The 19,727-nt window shown below is 71.4% G+C and carries 17 protein-coding genes; 5 read left to right on the plus strand and 12 right to left on the minus strand.

Annotated features, from left to right (window positions below):
- Nucleotides 1-4: 4 nt before the first annotated feature.
- On the minus strand, nt 5-1,312 hold the full coding sequence (gene hisS / locus AXK61_RS01890; protein WP_068743482.1) for a histidine--tRNA ligase: 1,308 nt from the start codon (nt 1,310-1,312) through the stop codon (nt 5-7).
- Nucleotides 1,309-2,046 carry an MBL fold metallo-hydrolase gene (locus tag AXK61_RS01895; RefSeq protein WP_068569368.1) on the minus strand — a complete coding sequence of 246 codons (738 nt, stop codon included), beginning with the start codon at nt 2,044-2,046 and terminating at the stop codon, nt 1,309-1,311. Before AXK61_RS01895 ends, hisS begins: the two co-directional genes overlap by 4 nt.
- Nucleotides 2,047-2,154: 108 nt before the next feature.
- Here AXK61_RS01895 and AXK61_RS01900 point away from each other — a divergent pair, with 108 nt between their 5' ends.
- The 3 genes from AXK61_RS01900 to AXK61_RS01910 are packed head-to-tail and all read left to right on the plus strand — an operon-like array spanning nt 2,155 to nt 6,830.
- A complete protein-coding gene (locus AXK61_RS01900; protein WP_068569367.1) occupies nt 2,155-3,282 on the plus strand; it encodes a peptidylprolyl isomerase in 1,128 nt (375 codons plus the stop codon).
- A 1-nt stretch (nt 3,283) separates the two neighbouring features.
- Nucleotides 3,284-5,293: a protein kinase domain-containing protein gene (locus tag AXK61_RS01905; protein WP_068743483.1), complete on the plus strand. Its 2,010-nt coding sequence runs from the start codon at nt 3,284-3,286 to the stop codon at nt 5,291-5,293.
- Nucleotide 5,294: 1 nt separating this feature from the next.
- Complete coding sequence (locus AXK61_RS01910; protein WP_068743485.1) at nt 5,295-6,830, plus strand: serine/threonine-protein kinase; 1,536 nt, start codon at nt 5,295-5,297, stop codon at nt 6,828-6,830.
- A gap of 19 nt (nt 6,831-6,849) precedes the next feature.
- Here AXK61_RS01910 and AXK61_RS01915 read toward each other — a convergent pair whose 3' ends face one another.
- The 7 genes from AXK61_RS01915 to AXK61_RS01945 all read right to left on the minus strand — a co-directional run bounded on the left by AXK61_RS01915 (nt 6,850) and on the right by AXK61_RS01945 (nt 15,888).
- Entirely contained in the window at nt 6,850-7,593 is a 744-nt protein-coding gene (locus AXK61_RS01915; protein WP_068743487.1) for a M15 family metallopeptidase, read from the minus strand.
- A gap of 15 nt (nt 7,594-7,608) precedes the next feature.
- Nucleotides 7,609-9,960: a RelA/SpoT family protein gene (locus tag AXK61_RS01920; RefSeq protein ID WP_068743489.1), complete on the minus strand. Its 2,352-nt coding sequence runs from the start codon at nt 9,958-9,960 to the stop codon at nt 7,609-7,611.
- 40 nt (nt 9,961-10,000) lie between these two features.
- Nucleotides 10,001-10,576: an adenine phosphoribosyltransferase gene (locus AXK61_RS01925; protein WP_068743491.1), complete on the minus strand. Its 576-nt coding sequence runs from the start codon at nt 10,574-10,576 to the stop codon at nt 10,001-10,003.
- Nucleotides 10,569-11,696, minus strand: a complete 1,128-nt coding sequence (gene secF / locus AXK61_RS01930; RefSeq protein WP_068569361.1) for a protein translocase subunit SecF — start codon at nt 11,694-11,696, stop codon at nt 10,569-10,571. Before secF ends, AXK61_RS01925 begins: the two co-directional genes overlap by 8 nt.
- A gap of 2 nt (nt 11,697-11,698) precedes the next feature.
- Nucleotides 11,699-13,258, minus strand: a complete 1,560-nt coding sequence (gene secD, locus AXK61_RS01935) for a protein translocase subunit SecD (protein ID WP_082777745.1) — start codon at nt 13,256-13,258, stop codon at nt 11,699-11,701.
- Nucleotides 13,259-13,338: 80 nt separating this feature from the next.
- Entirely contained in the window at nt 13,339-13,674 is a 336-nt protein-coding gene (yajC, locus tag AXK61_RS01940; protein WP_068569360.1) for a preprotein translocase subunit YajC, read from the minus strand.
- 102 nt (nt 13,675-13,776) lie between these two features.
- Complete coding sequence (locus AXK61_RS01945; protein ID WP_068743492.1) at nt 13,777-15,888, minus strand: DEAD/DEAH box helicase; 2,112 nt, start codon at nt 15,886-15,888, stop codon at nt 13,777-13,779.
- Between the two features lie 168 nt (nt 15,889-16,056).
- On the opposite strand from AXK61_RS01945, the gene AXK61_RS01950 reads away from it, so the two are divergent.
- On the plus strand, nt 16,057-16,806 hold the full coding sequence (locus AXK61_RS01950; RefSeq protein WP_068743494.1) for an amino acid permease: 750 nt from the start codon (nt 16,057-16,059) through the stop codon (nt 16,804-16,806).
- Nucleotides 16,807-17,001: 195 nt separating this feature from the next.
- Complete coding sequence (locus AXK61_RS01955; RefSeq protein ID WP_068569913.1) at nt 17,002-17,382, plus strand: hypothetical protein; 381 nt, start codon at nt 17,002-17,004, stop codon at nt 17,380-17,382.
- A gap of 30 nt (nt 17,383-17,412) precedes the next feature.
- Here AXK61_RS01955 and AXK61_RS01960 read toward each other — a convergent pair whose 3' ends face one another.
- Genes AXK61_RS01960 through AXK61_RS01970 form a run of 3 tightly spaced genes read right to left on the minus strand, consistent with a single transcriptional unit; the run spans nt 17,413 to nt 19,708 of the window.
- Nucleotides 17,413-17,745, minus strand: a complete 333-nt coding sequence (locus tag AXK61_RS01960) for a carboxymuconolactone decarboxylase family protein (protein ID WP_068569912.1) — start codon at nt 17,743-17,745, stop codon at nt 17,413-17,415.
- Nucleotides 17,746-17,774: 29 nt separating this feature from the next.
- The gene (locus AXK61_RS01965) at nt 17,775-18,374 is read right to left on the minus strand and encodes an RBBP9/YdeN family alpha/beta hydrolase (RefSeq protein ID WP_068743497.1); all 600 of its coding nucleotides are present in this window, start codon (nt 18,372-18,374) and stop codon (nt 17,775-17,777) included.
- Nucleotides 18,371-19,708 (minus strand): MFS transporter, encoded by a 1,338-nt coding sequence (locus AXK61_RS01970; RefSeq protein WP_156485517.1) that lies wholly within the window; start codon nt 19,706-19,708, stop codon nt 18,371-18,373. The genes AXK61_RS01965 and AXK61_RS01970 overlap by 4 nt, the downstream gene beginning before the upstream one ends.
- Between the last annotated feature and the right edge of the window lie 19 nt (nt 19,709-19,727).

Here is a 19,727-nt window from a genome sequence, read left to right on the forward strand (position 1 = left end):
AGGGCTACTCCGCGCTTTCCGGCGCCTCGGCGCTCTCGGTCACGATCACGTCCACGACGGTATCGATCGGCACGGCCCGCTGCTCGCCCTTCGCCAGATCCTTGAGCATCACGACGCCCTGGTCGAGCTCGGAATCACCCAGGATCAGGGCGAAACGGGCACCTGACCGGTCCGCGGCCTTCATCGCGCCCTTCATGGCGCGGTTGCCGTAGGCCATGTCGGACCGCACGCCGGCGGCCCGCAGGCGTCCCAGCAGCGGCACCATCGCGTCCCGTGCCGCGTCGCCGAGCGGCACGCCGAAGGCCGTGACCCGCGGCGCCGACGGTGCGCGCTTGCCCTCCGCGGCCAGCGCCAGGAGCGTGCGGTCGACGCCGAGCCCGAAGCCCACGCCCGTCACGCCCTCCCGGCCGCCCAACTGCTCGACGAGGCCGTCGTACCGGCCCCCGCCGCCGATGCCGGACTGCGCACCCAGGCCGTCGTGGACGAACTCGAAGCAGGTCTTGGTGTAGTAGTCGAGTCCGCGCACGAGCCGGGGGTTCACGACGTACGGCACACCGAGCGCATCGAGGTAGCCGAGCACCTTCTCGAAGTGCTCGCGGGCATCGTCGGACAGCGAGTCGACCATGAGCGGCGCATCGGCCGTCATGGCCTTGACCTCGGGACGTTTGTCGTCGAGCACGCGCAGCGGGTTGATCTCGGCGCGGCGCCGCGTCTCGTCGTCCAGGTCGAGCGCGAACAGGAACTCCTGCAGCTTCTCCCGGTACTGCGGCCGGCACGTGGCGTCGCCCAGCGACGAGATCTCCAGTCGGAAGCCGTCGAGCCCGACGCTGCGATAGGCGCGGTCGGCGACGGCGATCACCTCGGCGTCGAGCGCCGGGTCGTCGACGCCGATGGCCTCGATGCCCACCTGCTGCAACTGCCGGTAGCGGCCCTCCTGAGGACGCTCGTACCGGAAGAACGGTCCCGCGTACGCGGCCTTGACCGGCAGTTGGCCGCGGTCGAGGCCGTGCTGCAGGACGGCGCGCACGACGCCCGCCGTGCCCTCGGGGCGCAGCGTGACCGACCGGTCGCCACGGTCGGCGAAGGTGTACATCTCCTTCGCCACCACGTCGGTCGACTCGCCCACGCCCCGCGCGAACAGGGTCGTGTCCTCGAAGATCGGCAGCTCGATGTAGCCGTAGCCGGCCTCGGCCGTCGCGGTCAGCAGAGCACTGCGCACCGCCAGGAAGTCGGCGGAGCTGTTCTTCTCCCCCGACGGCACCGGGATGTAGTCGGGAATTCCCTTGGGAGCCTGGAAGCTACCGGCGCTCACAGTCCGTATCGTCCTTTCCGCTCCGCGGGCGTCTGCGTGCCCGTGAGCCCCTGCAGGAACGGGTTCATCGCCCGCTCCCGTCCGATGGTGGTGGCCGGGCCGTGCCCGGGCAGGACGACGGTGTCGTCCCGCAGGGGCAGCAGCTTCTCGGCGATCGAGCGCAGGAGGCGCTCGTGGCTGCCGCCCGGCAGATCCGTGCGCCCGATGGAACTCTGGAAGAGCACGTCGCCGTCGAAGGCGACGGTGACCGTCTCCCCCTCGACGGGGGCACCGTCACCGTCGACCGCGGGGGCCGCGACGGTGAAGACGATCGAGCCCGGGGAATGGCCCGGCGCGTGGTCGACGCCGAAGGTGATCCCGGCCAGCTCCACCGGCTCGCCGTCGACGAGCTCGACGACCTTCTGCGGCTCGACGAACACCTGGTCCCCGATCATCGCGCCGAGGGCGGCGCCGATCCCGACGGCCGGATCGGCGAGCATCGGCCGGTCGGCGTCGTGGATGTGGACGGGGATCCCGTACTCGTCGGCGAAGGGCTGCGCCGTCCAGGTGTGGTCGAGGTGACCGTGGGTGAGCAGCACCGCGACGGGGTTCAGCCGGTGCTCGGCCAGGAGCTGCTTGAGAGGCTCGACGGCGTCCTGACCGGGGTCGATGACGACGGCGTCGGAGCCCGGACCCGCTGCGACGACGTAGCAGTTGGTCTGGAACACCCCCGCGGGGAATCCGGTGATCAGCATCCGACCATTGTGGCACCAGACCCGGTGGCGGCGTCCATCAGGTTTAACTGGCAGACTTGGCGATCAGTTGTGCCCGCCGGATGTCGGTAATGAGGAGGTCGTCACACCGTGCCGAGCAATGAGGAACGCCGTCAGGCAGCGCGCGAGAAGCTCGCGAAGCAGAACGAGCGGCGTGAAGCAGACGCGCGCAAGCGCAAGATCAAGGCCGGTGCGATCGCCGGTGTGGTCGTGGTCGCGCTCGTCGCCGCCGGTTGCTACATCTGGCTGCCGCAGGGTCCGCGCGCGCCCCTGCGCGTGGCGGCCGAGAACAAGTTCAAGTCGGAGCACGTCACCTGTGACTTCCAGGACCGCGATCCCGTCGCCGACACGCACAAGAACCTGCCTGCGCAGAAGCAGCAGATCGCGGCGCGGCGCACGCAGGTGACCGACGCGCAGAAGCAGCTCGCCACCATGACCGGCGATCAGAAGACCGCCGGCGAGGCGCAGATCAAGGCGTTCTCAGAGCAGACCGACAAGCTCGAGCGCCAGATCGCTCGGACCGAGAAGGCGCTCCCCGCGATCGACAAGCTGACCGAGCGCAACAAGACCGTCAGCAAGCCGAGCGGGAAGGATGTGCCGAACTCCGGCACCCTGACCGGTACCTTGACCACGAACTCCGGTCCGATCGGATTCGAGCTGGACCGCTCGAAGGCGCCGTGCAACGTGGAGACCTTCGCCACGCTCATCGCGGCCAAGTACTTCGACAACACCCCGTGCATCCGCGAGACCGGCGGCGCCCCGACGGCCGCCAGTGGGCTGTACGTGCTGCAGTGCGGTGACCCCTCGGGCTCCGGTGTCGGTGGTCCGGGCTGGACCTCGCCCGACGAGAACCCTGCGTTCCTCAAGGCCGCGTCGCCCGCGAACCCCATGACGGGCGGCTCGGGCACGTCGATCTACCCGGCGGGGACGATCGCCGTCGCGAACGCCAACCAGCAGGCGGATCCCCAGTCCGGTTCGGCCGGCGTGTCGAACACCGGCGCCAGCCAGTTCTTCCTCGTCTACAAGGACTCGACGCTGCCGCCCAACTACGCCGTCATCGGCAAGATCGACGACGCCGGCCTGACACTGCTCAAGCAGATCGCCGCCAAGGGCATCGCACCCAACGACGGTGAGCCGGCCGCCACCCCCGCCGCGCCGGTGACCGACGGCAAGCCCAAGGAGCCGGTGACCATCACCAGCATGGCGCTCGCCTCCTGACATGACGGAGCGGCCGTCCGGGTCCGCCGACCCGCTGGCCACCATCGGCGGTTACACCGTCCTGCGCCGGCTGGGCGCGGGTGGCATGGGCGAGGTGTACCTCGTCCAGCACCCGCGCCTCCCGCGGCAGGATGCGCTGAAGCTGCTCGGGAGCGGGGTGGTCGGCGATGCGGACGCCAAGGCCCGCTTCCTCCGGGAGGCCGACGTCCTCTCCGGGCTGAGCCACCCGAACATCGTCCATCTCTACGACCGGGGCGAGGACGACGGCAGGCTCTGGCTGACGATGGAGTACATCGGCGGGGCCGACGCCGCGCAACTGCTCCGCGAGTACGGGCCGATGCCCGCCGACCTCGCGCTCCGCGTGGTCGACGGGGTCGGATCGGCCCTCGACTACGGCCGCCGGACACGCGGAGTCACGCACCGGGACGTCAAGCCGGCGAACATCCTGATCGGCTTCGAGGACGGCGCGCCCGCGTCGGTGAAGCTCACCGACTTCGGCATCGCCAAGGCCCTCGAGGACGCGGTCCGCGTCACGTCCACCGGGCTGACCATCGGCACCATGTCCTACCTCGCCCCGGAGGCGATCGAGGGCGGCTCCGTCGACCACCGATCCGATCAGTACTCGTTGGCCTGCACGGCTTTCGAGCTGCTCTCCGGCGTCGGGCCCTATCCGCGCGAGTCGGCGCGGGCCGTGGCCGCCGCGCACCTGACCGCACCGGTGCCGCTGCTGTCCGAGCGCGCCCCGCACCTCGGGCGGGCCGCGGACGCCGTCTTCGCCCGGGCGCTCGCCAAGGAACCGGGCGACCGCTATCCCGACAACGCCGAGTTCGTCGCCGACCTGCGCGCCGCACTCGCCTCGGCTCCCCGGCGCGCGCCCGTTCCGCCGACGATGCCCCCTCCCGCGCCACCCACCGCGCCCGCGTTCCAGTACGCGCCCACGCACGTTCCCGCTCCGGCTCCGGCACCGGCGGCGGCCGGTCCCAGTGCGACCGGTCCCAGTGCGGCCGGTCCGGCGGGCGCGAGAAGGTCGCGCCGGGGCGTGCTCATCGGCGGCGCGGTCGCGGCGATCGTCGTCATCGCCGCCGTGGCGGGAGCGGTGGTCCTCGCCCGGGGCGACGGTTCTTCGGCCGCCGCCGGGCCGTCGAACGCCGCCGGCGCGACGGTGACCTGCGACTTCGCCGACCGCCCCGACCAGGCCGCTGCGACCCGGACCGCCATCGCGAGCTCCCGGTCGCAGATCGACAAGGTCAAGGCCACGCTGAGCGGTCTGTCCGGCGACGAGCGAAGCGCCGTGCAGGCACAGATCGACTCGGCCGAGCAACGGAACGCGACCATGGAGAAATCGCTTCCCGCGCTCGAGGCCCTCACCGTCAAGAACAAGGCCATCGGCAAGCCCGGCGGAACCGCGGTGCCGAGCACCGGTTCGCTGTTCGGTTCGATCGCCACCAGCGCGGGCACCCTGTCGATCGAGCTCGACCGCGCGAAGGCGCCCTGCAACGTCCGGACCTTCGAGACTCTGATCGCCGCGAAGTACTTCGACGGCACCACGTGCCATCGCGAGACGAACGCACCGTCGACCGGCGGCCGGGGCGGCCTGTACGTGCTGCAGTGCGGCGACCCGTCCGGCTCCGGGATGGGCGGCGCCGGATGGACCTCCCCCGACGAGGCTCCCACGTTCCTGACGTCCTCCACCACACCGTCGACGAGCCAGGCCGGCTCCGAGCCGACCGTGGTCTACCCCGCGGGCACGATCGCCGTCGCGAACGCGAACGGCGGCTCCGACCACGACACCGGATCATCGCAGTTCTTCCTGGTGTACCGGGACACCGCGCTGCCGGCCACCTACAGCGTGATCGGGCGGACGAACAGCAGCGGGATCACGACGCTGGTGGACATCGCGAAGAAGGGCATCACCGCGAACGGCACCGTGCCCGCCTCCTCGGCCGGCACCGTCACCGACGGCAAACCCACTGTCCCGGTGGATATCTCCACGATGACGCTGGAATCCTGAGATGGCCGAGCCGGGGTCGCGCCTCCAGCCGGGAGAGGTCGTCGCGGGGTACGAGGTGATCCGTGTGCTCGGGGCGGGCGGGATGGGCACCGTCTACCTCGCACGTCACCCCCGCCTGCCCCGGAACCAGGCGCTGAAGGTGCTCGCCCCCGGCCTGGTCGTCGATCCCGCCTTCCGGCAGCGGTTCGGAAGGGAGGCGGACCTCGCCGCGCAGTTGGACCACCCGAACATCGTCGCGGTGCAGGACGCCGGGGCCGACGGCGACCTGATGTGGATCGCGATGCAGTACATCGAGGGCACCGACGCCGCCGCGCTGGTCCGGAAGCGGGGCCCGCTGCCCGCGCGGCAGGCGGTGGACATCATCGGCCAGGTCGCGGCCGGGCTCGACTTCGCGCACGGCAAGGGGATGCTGCACCGCGACGTCAAGCCGGCGAACATGCTCCTCACGTCGGGCTGGGCCGACGGCGCCGGTGACCGGCGGGCCCTGATCGCGGATTTCGGGATCGCGCGGTCGGTCGCCGAGGCGACGACGCTGACCAGTACCGGGGCCATGGTCGGCACGCTGGCGTACGCGGCACCCGAGCTCCTCGCCGGGGTCACGCCGACGGCGTCCGTCGACGTGTACGCGCTGGGCTGTTCGCTGTACGAACTGCTGACGGGCGAGCGGGTGTACCCGCGACCGGACAACATCTCGATGATGCACGCGAACGCGACCGCGACGGCGCCGCGCGTCACCGACGCGCGCCCCGAGCTGCCGCACGCGCTCGACGCGGTGCTCGCCCGCGCGCTGGCGAAGTCGCCCCGCGATCGGTTCCCGACGTGCGGGTCGTTGGCGTCCGCCGCGGCGAGCGCCCTGGCCGGCGATCCCACGCAAGCCCGTCCCGCGGCCCACCGTCCGCCCGAGCCGGCGCCGGAAGCCGCGCGCGTCCCGCAGCCGTGGGGCCCCACCGGACCGCCCGGCGAGCGCACCTGGGTGACCCCCGCGTCGCCCGCGGTTCCGCCGGCGCAGGCGGCGCAGGCACCGTCGACGCCGGGGAAGCGGCGGTCGGCGGCGGTCCCGGCGATGCTCGTCCTCGCGGTCGTGCTGGTCGCCGTTCTCGCGACGGTGGCCGTCCTGTACCTGAGGGGCTCCGAGACGTCCTCCACCACGACGACGGGGGCCGGCCCCACCACGACCACGGGAAGCATTCCGAGCGGGGCGAGTCGGACGCCGGTGACACGCTCACTGGTGGGCACCTGGACCGGCACGGTCGTCGGCGACCAGGCCGGCTTCACGGTGTCGGCGGACATCCTGGCCGTGGGGCCGATGTCGGCGACGGTGAGCTACCCGCAGTTGGGCTGCTCGGGACGGTGGAGCGAGCGGTCCACGAGCGGGGCCGTGACCGCCCTGGTCGAGACGATCGACGTCGGCACGTGCGTGACCTCCAACATCGAACTCGTCGCGAACGCCGACGACACGATCGGCTTCACCTCGACGTACTACTCGACGTCGCAGGGGCGCACCATGACGATCACGGCGACGCTGCGCCGCAACTGACCGACGTCGGCCGACCGCGTCAGTTGACCGGCACGTCGACGATCGCGCGCTGCACGCCCGCGCCGGGCCCGTCGAAGTGCCACCACTCACCGGCGTAGGCGGACAGTCCGCCGGCCGCCATCGCCGCCCGCAGCCGCGCGCGATTCGCCTGCTGCGCCGCGGTGACGCCGGAGGTCGCGTGCGCGGCCGCCTGCGGGGTGAACGCGTCGAAGTCGGTTCCCATGTCCACGAGGCCGTGTCCGGACGTGAGCGTCACGTCGACCGAGCGGCCCGTCTCGTGGCTCCGCGAGTAGGCGCCGGGCGCGGCGACCCAGGCCGGATTCGGCACCTTCTCGAACATCGTGACCTGGACCGAGTGCGGGCGGTAGCAGTCCCAGAACACGATCCGCTCGCCGCGCTCACGCAGAATCGCGGCGGCGGTCGTCAGGCCCACCCGCATCGACTCGTGCACCAGGCATTTCGCCCCCGCGGGATAGAGCCGCACCCCGACGAAGTTGTCGGCGGTGGCGTACCGCAGGTCGATCACCGCGTCGGGCAGGAACGTCGTCACGTCGATCAGTCCGGCGCGACGCGCCCCGTCGGACGGGGCCGTGGTGCCGTTGGACGGCACCACCGCGCTCGGCGTGCCCGACGGTGACGGGGGCACCGTCGGCGATGGTCCCGGGCCGCCCGGCGTCGCTGCGGCGCACCCCGTGTTCACGGTGCACGCGATGATCACCGCCACCGGTAGAGCTCGCCACCCGTGCGGAGCACGCCCTCTCATCCGATCCGTCCGCTCCTACTGCGCCGAGGTCACCCGATAGACGTCGTAGACGCCCTCGACGTTCCGGACCACGTTGAGCACGTGCCCGAGGTGCTTCGGGTCGCCCATCTCGAAGGTGAAGCGCGACACCGCGACCCGGTCGCGCGAGGTGGTGACCGACGCGGAGAGGATGTTCACCTTCTCGTCGGCGAGCACCTTCGTCACGTCCGAGAGCAGACGGTGCCGGTCCAGCGCCTCCACCTGGATCGCCACGAGGAACACCGACGACGCGGACGGCGCCCACTTCACGTCGAGGAAGCGTTCCGGTTCCTTGCGCAGCTCCGCCACGTTGGTGCAATCGGTGCGATGCACGCTCACCCCGCCCCCGCGAGTGACGAAGCCGACGATCTCGTCGCCCGGCACCGGCGTGCAGCACTTGGCGAGCTTCGCGAGCACGCCCGGCTGACCGGTGACCAGCACACCGACGTCGGAGGCCGCCGTCGGGCCCGCGAAGGTCGACGGGGTGTTCCGCTCGGCCAGCTCCTCGGTGGCCTCCTCGATCCCGCCGAGCTGCTCCAGCATCCGCTGCACGACGGTGTGCGCGGACACCTGGTGCTCACCCACCGCCGTGTACAGCGCGGAGACGTCCGCGTACCGCAACTCCTTGGCGATGCCGGCCATCGACTCGGCGTTGGTGAGGCGCTGCAGCGGCAGGCCCGAGCGGCGCACCTCCTTGGCGATGGCGTCGCGGCCGTTCTCCAGCGCCTCCTCGCGGCGCTCCTTGGCGAACCACTGCCGGATCTTGGCCTTCGCCCGCGGGGAGACCACGAAGGTCTGCCAGTCGCGCGACGGTCCCGCGTTCTCGGCCTTGCTGGTGAACACCTCGACGACCTCGCCGTTCTCGAGCTTGCGCTCCAGTGCGACGAGGCGGCCGTTGACCCTGGCACCGATGCACCGGTGTCCCACCTCGGTGTGCACCGCGTAGGCGAAGTCGACCGGCGTCGACCCGGCCGGGAGGGTGATCACATCGCCCTTCGGAGTGAAGACGAAGATCTCCTTGACCGCGAGGTCGTACCGGAGCGATTCGAGGAACTCCCCCGGGTCCGCCGCCTCCCGCTGCCAGTCGAGCAGCTGGCGCATCCACGCCATGTCGTCGACCTCGGCCAGGTCCGAGCCCTTCGCGCCACCCGCGCTGCGGCCCTTGGTCTCCTTGTAGCGCCAGTGCGCGGCGATGCCGAACTCGGCGGTCCGGTGCATCTCGCGGGTGCGGATCTGCACCTCCAGGGGCTTGCCCTCGGGCCCGATCACCGTGGTGTGCAGCGACTGGTACACGCCGTACCGCGGCTGCGCGATGTAGTCCTTGAACCGGCCCGCCATCGGCTGCCACAGCGAATGCACCACGCCGACGGCGGCGTAGCAGTCCCGCACCTCGTCGCAGAGGATCCGCACGCCGACCAGGTCGTGGATGTCGTCGAAGTCGCGGCCCTTGACGATCATCTTCTGATAGATCGACCAGTAGTGCTTGGGCCGTCCCTGCACATCGGCGACGATCCGCTGCGCGGTCAGGGCGCCGTTGATCTCCGCGCGCACGGCCGCCAGGTACGTGTCCCTCGACGGTGCCCGATCGGCGACGAGCCGCACGATCTCGTCGTACTTCTTGGGATGGAGGATGGCGAACGCGAGGTCCTCGAGCTCCCACTTCACCGTGGCCATGCCGAGCCGGTGCGCGAGCGGTGCGATCACCTCGAGCGTCTCGCGGGCCTTGCGCGCCTGCTTCTCCGGCGGGAGGAAGCGCATGGTGCGCATGTTGTGCAGGCGGTCCGCGACCTTGATCACCAGCACGCGCGGGTCGCGGGCCATGGCGATGATCATCTTGCGGATGGTCTCCGCCTCGGCGGCGTTACCGAGGGCCACCTTGTCGAGCTTGGTGACGCCGTCCACCAGGTGCGCGACCTCGGAACCGAAATCCGCGGTGAGCTGTTCGAGGCTGTAGCCGGTGTCCTCGACCGTGTCGTGCAGCAGCGCGGCGACGATCGTCGTGGTGTCCATGCCCAGTTCGGCGAGGATCGTCGCGACCGCCAGCGGGTGCGTGATGTACGGGTCGCCCGACTTGCGCATCTGGTCCGCGTGCCGCTGCTCCGCCACGTCGTAGGCGCGTTCGATGAGCGCGACGTCCGCCTTCGGGTACACCTCGCGGTGCAGCGCCACCAGCGGCTCGAGCACGGGCCGCACGTGGTTGCGGGTCCCCGTCATCCTGCGTGCCAGACGGGCGCGCACGCGGCGCGTGGTGGACCCCGTCGTCTCCGCGGCGGGCGGGCCGCCGGCGGGCCGCCCCGGCTCCGCGGTGGGGGTGCGCGCGGCGTCGGGCCCCTGAGACTGCAGCGACATGGTGCCTCCCCGTGGTCCTCGTCGTGAGTGGACTAGGGATTCAGCCTACCGAGATCGTCGACACCGCGATGGGTCCGCCGGGCAATTGGCCCAGCCGCGCGCGTCCGCCGAGCGCCTCGAGCTCCAGGACGACGGACACCCGCTCGACGAGCGCGCCCGCGCACCGCAGCAGGGCCACGGCACCGGACACCGTGCCGCCGGTGGCGAGCACATCGTCGACGATGAGGATCCGTTTGCCCTGCAACGCGATCCCCTCGGCGGGGATCTCCAGCGCGGCGGTGCCGTACTCGAGCTCGTACTCCTCGTGCAGCACCGGCGGCGGCAGCTTGCCCGCCTTGCGCACCGCGAGGGTGCCCACTCCCAGCGCCAGCGCGACGCCCGACCCCAGGAGGAAGCCGCGCGCGTCGAGGCCCGCCACGAGGTCGACGGTGACCGCACCGTCGGAACCCCGGCCGGCGTCGGCCAGGCCGTCGATGACGGCGGCGAGGGCGGCACCGTCGGCGAACACGGGCGTGAGGTCGGCGAAGACGACCCCGGGCGCCGGGAAGTCCGCGACGTGACGGGTGTGCTCGGCGACGGCGCGCGCCGCCTCGGCGCGGCCGGGCGTGTCAGTCACGACGCCGGGCCCGCTTGGTCTGCGGCCGCGCCGGCGCCTTGTCGAGCTGAACCGCCGCCGCCCCCTCGGGAGCGAGATCCTCGCCGGCGGCGATCTTCGCCCGCCGGGCCAGCACCTTGGCGGTGTGCGCCTTGTACTCGGGCCGCCGCTCCTTGAGCGAGACGAGCAGCGGGGACGCGAAGAAGACGGACGAGTACGCGCCGACCACGACGCCGACCAGCTGGATCAGGCCCAGGTCCATCAGCGTGCCGACGCCCAGCAGCCAGGCCGCGACCACCATCAGCGAGATGATCGGCAGTGCCGAGATCACGGTGGTGTTGATCGAGCGCATCAGGGTCTGGTTCACGGCGAGGTTCGCCTGCTCGCCGTACGTGCGCCGGTTGGTGTGCAGCACTCCGCGTACGTTCTCGTCGACCTTGTCGAACACGACCACCGTGTCGTAGAGGGAGAAGCCGAGGATCGTGAGCAGGCCGATGACGGTGGCCGGGCTCACCTCGAAGCCGGACCAGGCGTAGAAGCCCGCGGTGACGATCACGTCGAAGAACAGCGACGCGAGCGCGGCGAGCGCCATGTCCCACTCGCGGAACCGGACCGCGATGTAGATGGTGACGATCACCAGGAACACCACGAGTGCGAGCAGGCCGCGCTGGGTGATCTGGTCGCCCCAGGTGGAGCTGACGCCCGAGAAGCTGATGCTGTTCGGGGACGGCGCGCCGTCGCGGCCCGGCGGATGGAAGGTCTGGAACAGCGCCTCGCGGGCCTTGGTGATCTGGTCGTTGTCCAGTTCGGACAGTGAGACCTGGTAGGTCGCGGCGGCACCCGTGCCGGCGGTCTGCACGGCCGAGGGCTCGACGCCCGTCGCGCTGCGGACGGTCTCGCGGACCTTCGCCGTGTCGACGTGCGCGCTGCCGACGGGGAACGACACCTGCGTGCCGCCCTCGAAGTCGATGCTGAACTTGAAGCCCGGGATCAGGATGCCCAGGATCGCGACGACGATGATCAGACCGGTCGCGAGGTAGTACTTGCGCCGGTGTCCGACGATGTCGAACGCGCCGGTGCCGGTGTAGAGCTTGCTGAAGAAGGAGGCCTTCTTCTCGTTCTCCGTGACGATGTCGGTCATGCTCACGCCTCCCCTGTGGTTGCGGCGGCGCGCTTGCGCTCACGGCCGATCGCGGCGACGGCGCCGAGGCCGTTCATCGACGGCTTCGCGAAGAACTCCGTCTTCGACGCGTAGTGCACGAGCGGATGGGTCAGGAGGAACACGATCACGATGTCGAGCGCGGTCGAGAGCCCGAGTGTGAAGGCGAAGCCCCGCACGTCGCCGACGGCGAGCGCGTACAGCACGACGGCCGAGAGCAGCGAGACGGCGTTACCGGTCCAGATCGTGCGCCGCGCACTGGCCCAGCCGCGCGGCACCGCGGACCGGAAACTTCGACCCTCGCGGATCTCGTCCTTGATGCGCTCGAAGTAGACGACGAAGGAGTCCGCGGTCATGCCGATGCCGATGATGATGCCGGCGATACCGGACAGATCCAGCGAGTACCCGATCCACCGGCCCAGCAGCACGAGGAGCCCGTAGATCAGCGCGATGGACATGGTGAGCGACAGCCCGACCAGGACGCCGAGCGCGCGGTAGTACACGAGCGCGTACACCAGCACCAGTGCGAGGCCGATCAGGCCGGCGATGAGACCGGCCCGCAGCGACTCGAAGCCGAGTGTGGCGCTGACGGTCTGCGCGGTGCCCGCCTTGAAGGACAACGGCAGCGAGCCGTACTTGAGGACGCCGGCCAGCTCGGCGGCGCTCTTCTGAGTGAACGATCCTGAGATCTGGGTCTGTCCGCCGGTGATCGGCTCGTTGATCTGCGGCGAGGTGATCACCTGCGAGTCGAGCACGAACGCGGCCTGCTTGCCGCGGTTGTTAGACGTGAACTCCGCCCACACCTTCGACGCGTCGCCGGTGAAGTCCAGCGTGACCACGTACTGCGCGCTCTTGTCCGGGATCCCGGAGGAGGCGTTCTTGATCGACTGGCCGTCGATGATCGCGGGGCCGAGGGTGTACACCATGCGCGCCTTGGTCGGGTCCGCAGGATCCGGGCGGTCGCAGGTGATCAGCGGCTTGGTGGGGTCGTCGTTGCCGGCGATCGGGTCGGACGGCCATGCGCAGTTCAGCGCGGCGATGGCCTTCTTCTGCACCTCGGGGTCGGTCGACTGCCGCGTCGCCTTCGCCTCGTCGATCGCCTTCTTCGCGGCGGCGGGGTCGGCGAGATCCGGGACCGGGGTGTTCACCGCGGCCGCGGGTTGCGGCGTGCCCAGCACCGGGCGCACCTTGAGCTGTGCGGTCTGACCGAGGGTGCGCGCCTGGTCACCGTCGGTGCCGGGCACCGTGATGACCAGGTTGCTGCCGTTGATCTTCACCTCGGAGCCGGACACGCCGAGCCCGTTGACGCGCTTGTTGAGGATGTCGCGCGCCTGCTCCATCTGGTCGGACTTCGGCGGCTGCCCGTCCGGCGTGACGGCCTGCAGGGTCACCGTGGTGCCGCCCTGCAGATCGATGCCGAGCTTGGGCGTGGGCTTGTGGTCGCCGGTGAAGAACACCAGCCCGAAGACCACGAGCAAGATCGCGCCGAAGGCGATGAGGAGCCGCGACTCGTTGCTGTCGCTGCTCGATGTTTTCCTGGCCACGGGCGGTTACGACTCCTCGGCGTGGTGAAAGCCTCCGGCGCTCGGCGCCGGAGACCTTCGTCGGTGGTGACGGATGCGGGTCAGCGGTCCTCGGAGCGCTTGTCCAGGTCGATCTCGGCCTCGTCGGCGATGGTCTCGATCGAGGGCGCGTCGAGCTCCTCGGGGGTCAGGACCTTGGCGACGGCGCGGCGCACCCAGGTGGTGGTGACGCCGGGGGCGATCTCCAGATCGATCGTGTCCTCACCGAGGCCGACGACGGTGCCGTACAGGCCCGTACTGGTCATGACCTTGGTACCGGTGGTGAGGCTCTCCTGCATCGCCGCGGTCTCGCTCATCTGCTTCTTCTGCTTCCGGAACTGGAAGAACATGAAGACGAGCATGAGGACTAGCAGGAGGGGCAGCAGCAGTTGGCCCATGGTTGATCGATCCTTCGGGTCGGGTTCGCGGACGCTCCGCGGCGGCGGCCGCCCGGGTCGCGGACAGCACTCAGTGTTCCAGTGTTCCATATCTCGGCGCGGTCAGGCGGGACGGTGCACCACCAGCGGCAGGACGACGGCCGCTCCGGCCTCCCGCAACCGGGCGGCCGCGACGGTGACCGCCCAGCCGGTCCCCGACTCGTCGACGACGAGCAGCACCGACCTTCCGCGCACCGCGCCCGCCGCGGCACCGACGACCGTGATCGCATCGAGCCAGTGCGCGGCCTCCTGCGCCCCCGACGCGTCCCGGCCCGGCGCCGGGCCCCGAGGCACCGGCAGGGTGACGCGGTCGAGCCGGCCCACCTCGGCGATCCGGTCGGCCACGGGTTCGACCGGCGCCGGGCGGTCGGTGAGCTGCAGCGACGCGACGATCTCGGGCCGCGCCCGCCATTGCTCCCGCCACCGCGACAGCGCTGCGACGGCCGCACCGGCGAGGTCGTCGATCGCCTGCGCATCCCCCGCACGCGCCGCCCCGACGGTGCCCGCCCACTCCGGCGCGTCCGCGAACACGAGGACGCGCCCGGGCTCCGCGGCGAGATCGGGCTGGATCCGTCCCTTGCGCCCCGCGGCGCCGCCGGGCCACATCTTCCGCGGCTCGAGGACCTGGCTCTGGGATCGCAGCGCGCCCGCCACCGCGCGGGCCGTGTCCGGCGGGACCGGCTCCCCCAGACCGTCGGGGACGTGCCCCAGGCACACCGAGCAGCGGCCGCACGGCGCCGCCTCGGGGTCGTCCAGGGATTCGGTGAGCAGCTGCATCAGGCACCGCTCGCCGCGGGTGTAGGCCCGCATGATGTCGGCCTCGCGGCGCCGGGTCGCGACGATCCCGTCGTAGTGGGCACCGTCGTAGTGCCACGGCGCACCGGTCGCGCGGTAGCCCCCGTCGACGCGCTCCACCGCACCGTCGACCGCGAGTTGCTTGAGCATGAGGTCGATGCGGGTGCGACGGATGCCGGTGGCGGCCTCCAGGGCGATCGCCGACCGACCCTCCCCCGCCTGGTCGTCGGCCAGCGCATCGAGCACCCGATCCATCTGTTGCGGGTCCGGGATCGTCGCCGTGGCGAAGTAGTCCCACACGCCGGCATCGGATTCCGACGGCAGCAGCGCGACGACGGCGTGGTCGATCGCGCGCCCGGCACGACCCACCTGCTGGTAGTACGAGACGGGTGACGGCGGCGAGCCGACGTGCACGACGAAGCCCAGATCGGGTTTGTCGAATCCCATGCCGAGCGCGGAGGTGGCGATGAGGGCCTTGATCTCGTTGGCGCGCAGCGCGTCCTCGAGCCGGGCCCGGGTGTCCGGATCGAGCTTGCCCGTGTACGCGGCCACCGGGTACCCCGGGCCGTGCACCGCGCGGACGCCGTCCACCAGACGCTCCGCATCGGCGACCGTCAGCGCGTAGACGATGCCCGAGCCGGGCAGGTCCGGCAGGTGCCGGGCGACCCAGGCGTACCGGGTGATCGGCGCGAGCGCCGGAAGCACGTTGAGCTGCAGCGACCGCCGCGCCAACGGGCCGCGCAGGACGAGCGTGGCGCTGCCGAGCTGCGCCGCCACGTCCGCGGTCACGCGGGCGTTCGCGGTGGCGGTGGTCGCGAGCACCGGGGTCTCCGGGTGGAGCCGTGTCAACACGTCGGAGACGCGGCGGTAGTCGGGCCGGAAGTCGTGGCCCCAGTCCGACACGGCGTGCGCCTCGTCGATCACCAGCAGACCGAGCGATCCCTCCAGCGCGGAGAGGACACGGCGCCCGAACGACGGGTTCGCCAGCCGTTCCGGCGAGACGAGCAGCACGTCGATCTCACCCGCCGTGAGCGCCGCCTCGATGGTGTTCCACTCCTCGAAGTTCGACGAGTTCAGGGTGGCGGCGCGCAGCCCCGCCCGCTCGGCCGCCGCCACCTGATCGCGCATCAGGGACAGCAGCGGCGAGACGATGAGCGCGGGCCCCGCGCCCTCCGCCCGGCGCAGCGCGGTGGCGACCCAGTACACCGCCGACTTGCCCCAGCCCGTGGCCTGCACGACGAGGACCCGCGCCGCGGGTTCCAGCAGCGCCGCGACCGCCGTCTCCTGGTCGGCGCGCAGCGCCGCCCCGGGCCCCGCGAGGGCCTCGATCACCCGCCGCGCCCGGTCTTCCCGCGCGCCCCTGAGCCTGGTCTCCGTCATCGCATCCGCCCCCTGATCGGTCGTCCTCCCGAACCCTATCGGGACCGACTGACAACGATCGGCGGGCGAACCCGTCGCCGCAGGTCACCGCGACGACGATTGCGGTCGCAGAGCCGTCACCACCGTGCGTTATCCTTCGCGGATCGAACAAGGGGAGGTCCGGGGAGAATGTTCAGGTTGTTGTTCCTCGTCGTGCTCGGAGCGGGCGTGTTCTCGTTCCTCGCGTTCCAGAAGGGCGGGTACGTCCCCGGCGTGATCCTGGCGGTCGTCGCCGTCGCGCCGCTGGTGTGGCTCATCGCGTCCGCGCGTCGCAGGAAGGCGAACGGCGGTTCTCCGGCGCCCTACTCGCCGACCGCGAAACGCGCGATCGGCGCGGCGGCGCTCGTCCTGGTGCTCGGGGTCGCCTACTCGGCGTACTGGATGTTCTGGGTGCCGAAGGCCGCCACGAAGGAATTGACGGCTACCTACCAGCTGCGGGACCTGTGCGATTCGACGCCGACCTTCTACCGCGACGCCGCGCCCTTCGACGGTGCCGCCCCGCACCCGGTGGTCGTGTTCGCGAAGGGCGACGACGTGGGCCTCGACGAGGTGCGCGTCGACTACTCCGCGCCGGCCCAGTGGCAGCCGCGCGACGCCAAAACGGTCCAGCTCGTGGCCTGCCTCGACGAGGTCGAGTCGGGGCCGAAACTGGCGGACTGCTCCTTCTCCGACGGCTCGCTCCCGCTGTACCAGGGCCGGTTCACCGGCACCCTGTACGAGGCCGCCACCGGGAAGAAGGTCGCGTCGATCTCCGCGAACGGGGCCGGCACCCCGAAGTGCCCCGGTGCCGCGCTGACGCAGAGCGACAACCCGAGGCTGCATTCCGTGCCCGACCTCGCCGGCTTGCGCGCCGCGATCGGCGACCGCGTGGAGCGCTGACGGGGGCGTCCCGTCCGTCGGACACGTCTCGCGAGCGCCCGACGGTCCGCCGGGACGTCCATCCCGAACACCCGATGCCGAGCCTGGGACGTCCGTCCCGGATCAGCCGCTCGGGCTCGCCACGCCGCGAGGCGCCTCCGTAGGATCACCGACGTGAACGCCGTCGCCGCCGCACTGACCTTCGTCTGGCTCGGGATGATCCTCGCCATCTCGTTCCTCGAGGCCCCGATCAAGTTCCGCGCCCCCGGGATCACGGTCCCGCTCGGCGTGGGGATCGGCCGGCTGGTGTTCCGCGCCCTCAACGCGTGCGAGGCGGTGCTGGCCCTCGGCGTCGCGATCGCGCTCGCCGTGGGCCCGCACCGCCCCGTCACCGTCGTCCTGTTCGTGCTGGCGGCGCTCGACCTCCTGGCCTGCGTGACGCTGCGCCGCGTCATGGACCGCCGGGTGATCGGCGAGAGCGCGACCCACGCCATCTCCGAGGAGATGCCCAAGCACAACCTGCACGTCGCCTACATCGGCGTCGAGGTGGTCAAGGTCGGCCTGCTGATCGCGCTGGGCGTCACCGCACTGTCCTGAGTCCCTCACCCGGCACTCGGGACAGGGCGGTCACTGCGACCGTCCGGCCATCTCCTCCATGAGGATCGGTGCGCCGACGTTGATCGAGTGCACCCCCACCGTGGTCGCCAGCTTGAGCACCTCGAGAATCTCCCGAGGCTCGACGCCGAGGTCGAGCGCCGCCCGCATGTGCCGCCGGACGCCCGGCGCGTACAGGTGGGTGCAGGCCGCGTCGACGGCGATGCACAGCAGCTCCACCACCTGCGGGGTCAGGACGCCGCCCCGGTAGGTGCTCATCGTCGTCCGCATGAAGGACTCGGTCCACTCCGGGTCGAGCTCGGCCACGCCGTCCCACAGCGGATTCCAATGCCCCGCACCGCGCATCGTCCCCACCACGGACGCGTCCGCCCCGGTCACGGCGCGGTCTCCGACGGTGCCCGAACCGCCAGTTCGGCGAGGAGCTCGTCGAGCAGCGGCCACTCGCCGTACCCGGATGCCGGATTGAGGTGCCCGGCATCGCCGAGATCGACGAGCCGACTCCCCCACGCCTCGGCGAGACCGGCGGTGGTCCGGTACCGCGCGAGCGGATCGCTCCGGCTCGCGGCCACGATCGACGGGAAGGGCAGGCGGCGGCGCGGGATCGGCTCCCACCCGGCGGCCGACAGCTCCGCCGGTCGCGGATGCGGCTCGGGCCAGTGCACCCCGAAATCCGGCGGGGTCGCGAGCAGCGCTCCGACCACCTTGTCGAGCGCGGAGGCACCGTCGGCCAGCGATCGGATCCAGTGGACCGTCGCGAGCACCCCGGCGCTGTGCGCCACCAGGATCACGGGCCCCTCGATCGCGGCCACGGTCTCGCCCAGCAGGCGGGTCCGCTCCTCGATCGAGTGCCGCAGCGACTCCTCCGGGAAGGGCACCGTGACGGCGCCCCCCGTCCGGGCCGCGAACAGCTCCTGCCAGTGCGACGGTGCGCTCCCCCGCAGGCCCGGCACGACCACGAACGTGGGTGTGCTCACGTCGCCACCTCCGTGTTGAGGGCCTGCAGCTTGGCCAGCCCGCGCGGATGCAGCCGCCTGCCGAAGATCATGAAGAGCACGGCGGGCACGTACACCAGCGGCGCGAGCTGCAGCGCCTCGATCAGTCCCAGGCGATCGGCGAGCGCGCCGATCAGGATGGGCGCCAGGGCGAGGCCGAGCAGGTTGTTCGCCAGCGTGAGCGTGCCCATCGCCGACGCCTGCACCGAACGGTGCGTGAGCGAAGCGACCATGGCGGCCGCCGTGCCCGAGCTGCCCGCCGCGAAGAAGGCGCCGACGCCGAGCAGCACCAGCTGCGGTGTGCCCGTGGGTATCCGGAACGCGACCATGAGGGCGACGAAGGCGATCACGCAGTACGCGATGCCGGCCGTCCACTTGCGGGTGCCGTCGCTGAGGCTGTAGCGGTCCGCGAGGAACCCGCACACGATCATGCCGGAGCCGACGAGCAGGACGAACAGCGCCGCGGCGCCGCCGGCCTTGTCGACCGAGAGGTGGTACGCCTCCTTGAAGTACGTCGGCAGCCACGTGAGCATGACCGCGGCCATGAACATCTGCAGGCCGCTGCCGATGTACGCGCAGAGCACGGGCGAGTTGGTGAACAGGCTCGAGAGCGGTGCCCGCCCGGCCCGGATCGGCTCGGCGTTCTCCCACGACGGTGCCGCGCCGGCATCGTCGACCTGGTTGCGCCTGACGCGCGCCTCGGTGACCACGAGCTTGAACGCGGCGACCAGCAGCAGCCCGAGGACGGCCATCGCGCCGAGCGACCAGCGCCAGCCGAAGTGCACGGCGATGAGGCCGCCGACGCCGGTGCCGACCATCGTGCCGAACGAACCGCCCGCCATGAAGGAGGCGGAGAGAGCGGCGTGGACGCGGGGCGCGAACAGGCTGAGCACCAACGCGATCCCGACGCTGCCGTACGCGGCCTCGCCGACGCCGACGACGAACCGGGCCGCGAGCAGCTGCTCGTAGCTCTGCGCGAACGCGCACGCCAGGGTGGCGATCGACCACAGCACCGCCATGAGCACGAGACTGCGGACCCGGCCCCACCGGTCGGCCAGGATGGACACCGGCAGGGTCAGGACGCCGACCATGAGGGCGACCACCGAGATCAAGGAGCCCTGCTGGGCCTTGTCGAGGTGCAGTTCCTGTCCCAGTGGGACGAAGACTGCGGCGAGCACCTGGCGCGACATGTAATCGGACAGGAGCAGTGCGAAGGCGAGTCCGAAGACGACCCACGGATAGATCCGCCGACGGGACCGGACAGGTCCCGCCGGCGTACCGTCGGCGTCCTCGATGTCACCCGAACGGGTGGTCATGAGCGCCATTGTCATTCAT

It is taken from the genome of Tsukamurella pseudospumae, from assembly GCF_001575205.1.
GTDB classification, from domain to species: Bacteria; Actinomycetota; Actinomycetes; order Mycobacteriales; family Mycobacteriaceae; genus Tsukamurella; species Tsukamurella pseudospumae.

What these genes read in the sequence shown, in the direction of transcription:
- AXK61_RS01920 (WP_068743489.1), bottom strand. Translation starts at nt 9,960, where the DNA reads ATGTCGCTGCAGTCTCAGGGGCCCGACGCCGCGCGCACCCCCACCGCG.
- AXK61_RS01950 (WP_068743494.1), top strand. Translation starts at nt 16,057, where the DNA reads ATGTTCAGGTTGTTGTTCCTCGTCGTGCTCGGAGCGGGCGTGTTCTCG.
- AXK61_RS01895 (WP_068569368.1), bottom strand. Translation starts at nt 2,046, where the DNA reads ATGCTGATCACCGGATTCCCCGCGGGGGTGTTCCAGACCAACTGCTAC.
- AXK61_RS01915 (WP_068743487.1), bottom strand. Translation starts at nt 7,593, where the DNA reads ATGAGAGGGCGTGCTCCGCACGGGTGGCGAGCTCTACCGGTGGCGGTG.
- AXK61_RS01910 (WP_068743485.1), top strand. Translation starts at nt 5,295, where the DNA reads ATGGCCGAGCCGGGGTCGCGCCTCCAGCCGGGAGAGGTCGTCGCGGGG.
- yajC (WP_068569360.1), bottom strand. Translation starts at nt 13,674, where the DNA reads ATGGGCCAACTGCTGCTGCCCCTCCTGCTAGTCCTCATGCTCGTCTTC.
- secF (WP_068569361.1), bottom strand. Translation starts at nt 11,696, where the DNA reads ATGACCGACATCGTCACGGAGAACGAGAAGAAGGCCTCCTTCTTCAGC.
- AXK61_RS01960 (WP_068569912.1), bottom strand. Translation starts at nt 17,745, where the DNA reads ATGCGCGGTGCGGGGCATTGGAATCCGCTGTGGGACGGCGTGGCCGAG.
- AXK61_RS01970 (WP_156485517.1), bottom strand. Translation starts at nt 19,708, where the DNA reads ATGACCACCCGTTCGGGTGACATCGAGGACGCCGACGGTACGCCGGCG.
- AXK61_RS01955 (WP_068569913.1), top strand. Translation starts at nt 17,002, where the DNA reads ATGATCCTCGCCATCTCGTTCCTCGAGGCCCCGATCAAGTTCCGCGCC.
- AXK61_RS01945 (WP_068743492.1), bottom strand. Translation starts at nt 15,888, where the DNA reads ATGACGGAGACCAGGCTCAGGGGCGCGCGGGAAGACCGGGCGCGGCGG.
- AXK61_RS01905 (WP_068743483.1), top strand. Translation starts at nt 3,284, where the DNA reads ATGACGGAGCGGCCGTCCGGGTCCGCCGACCCGCTGGCCACCATCGGC.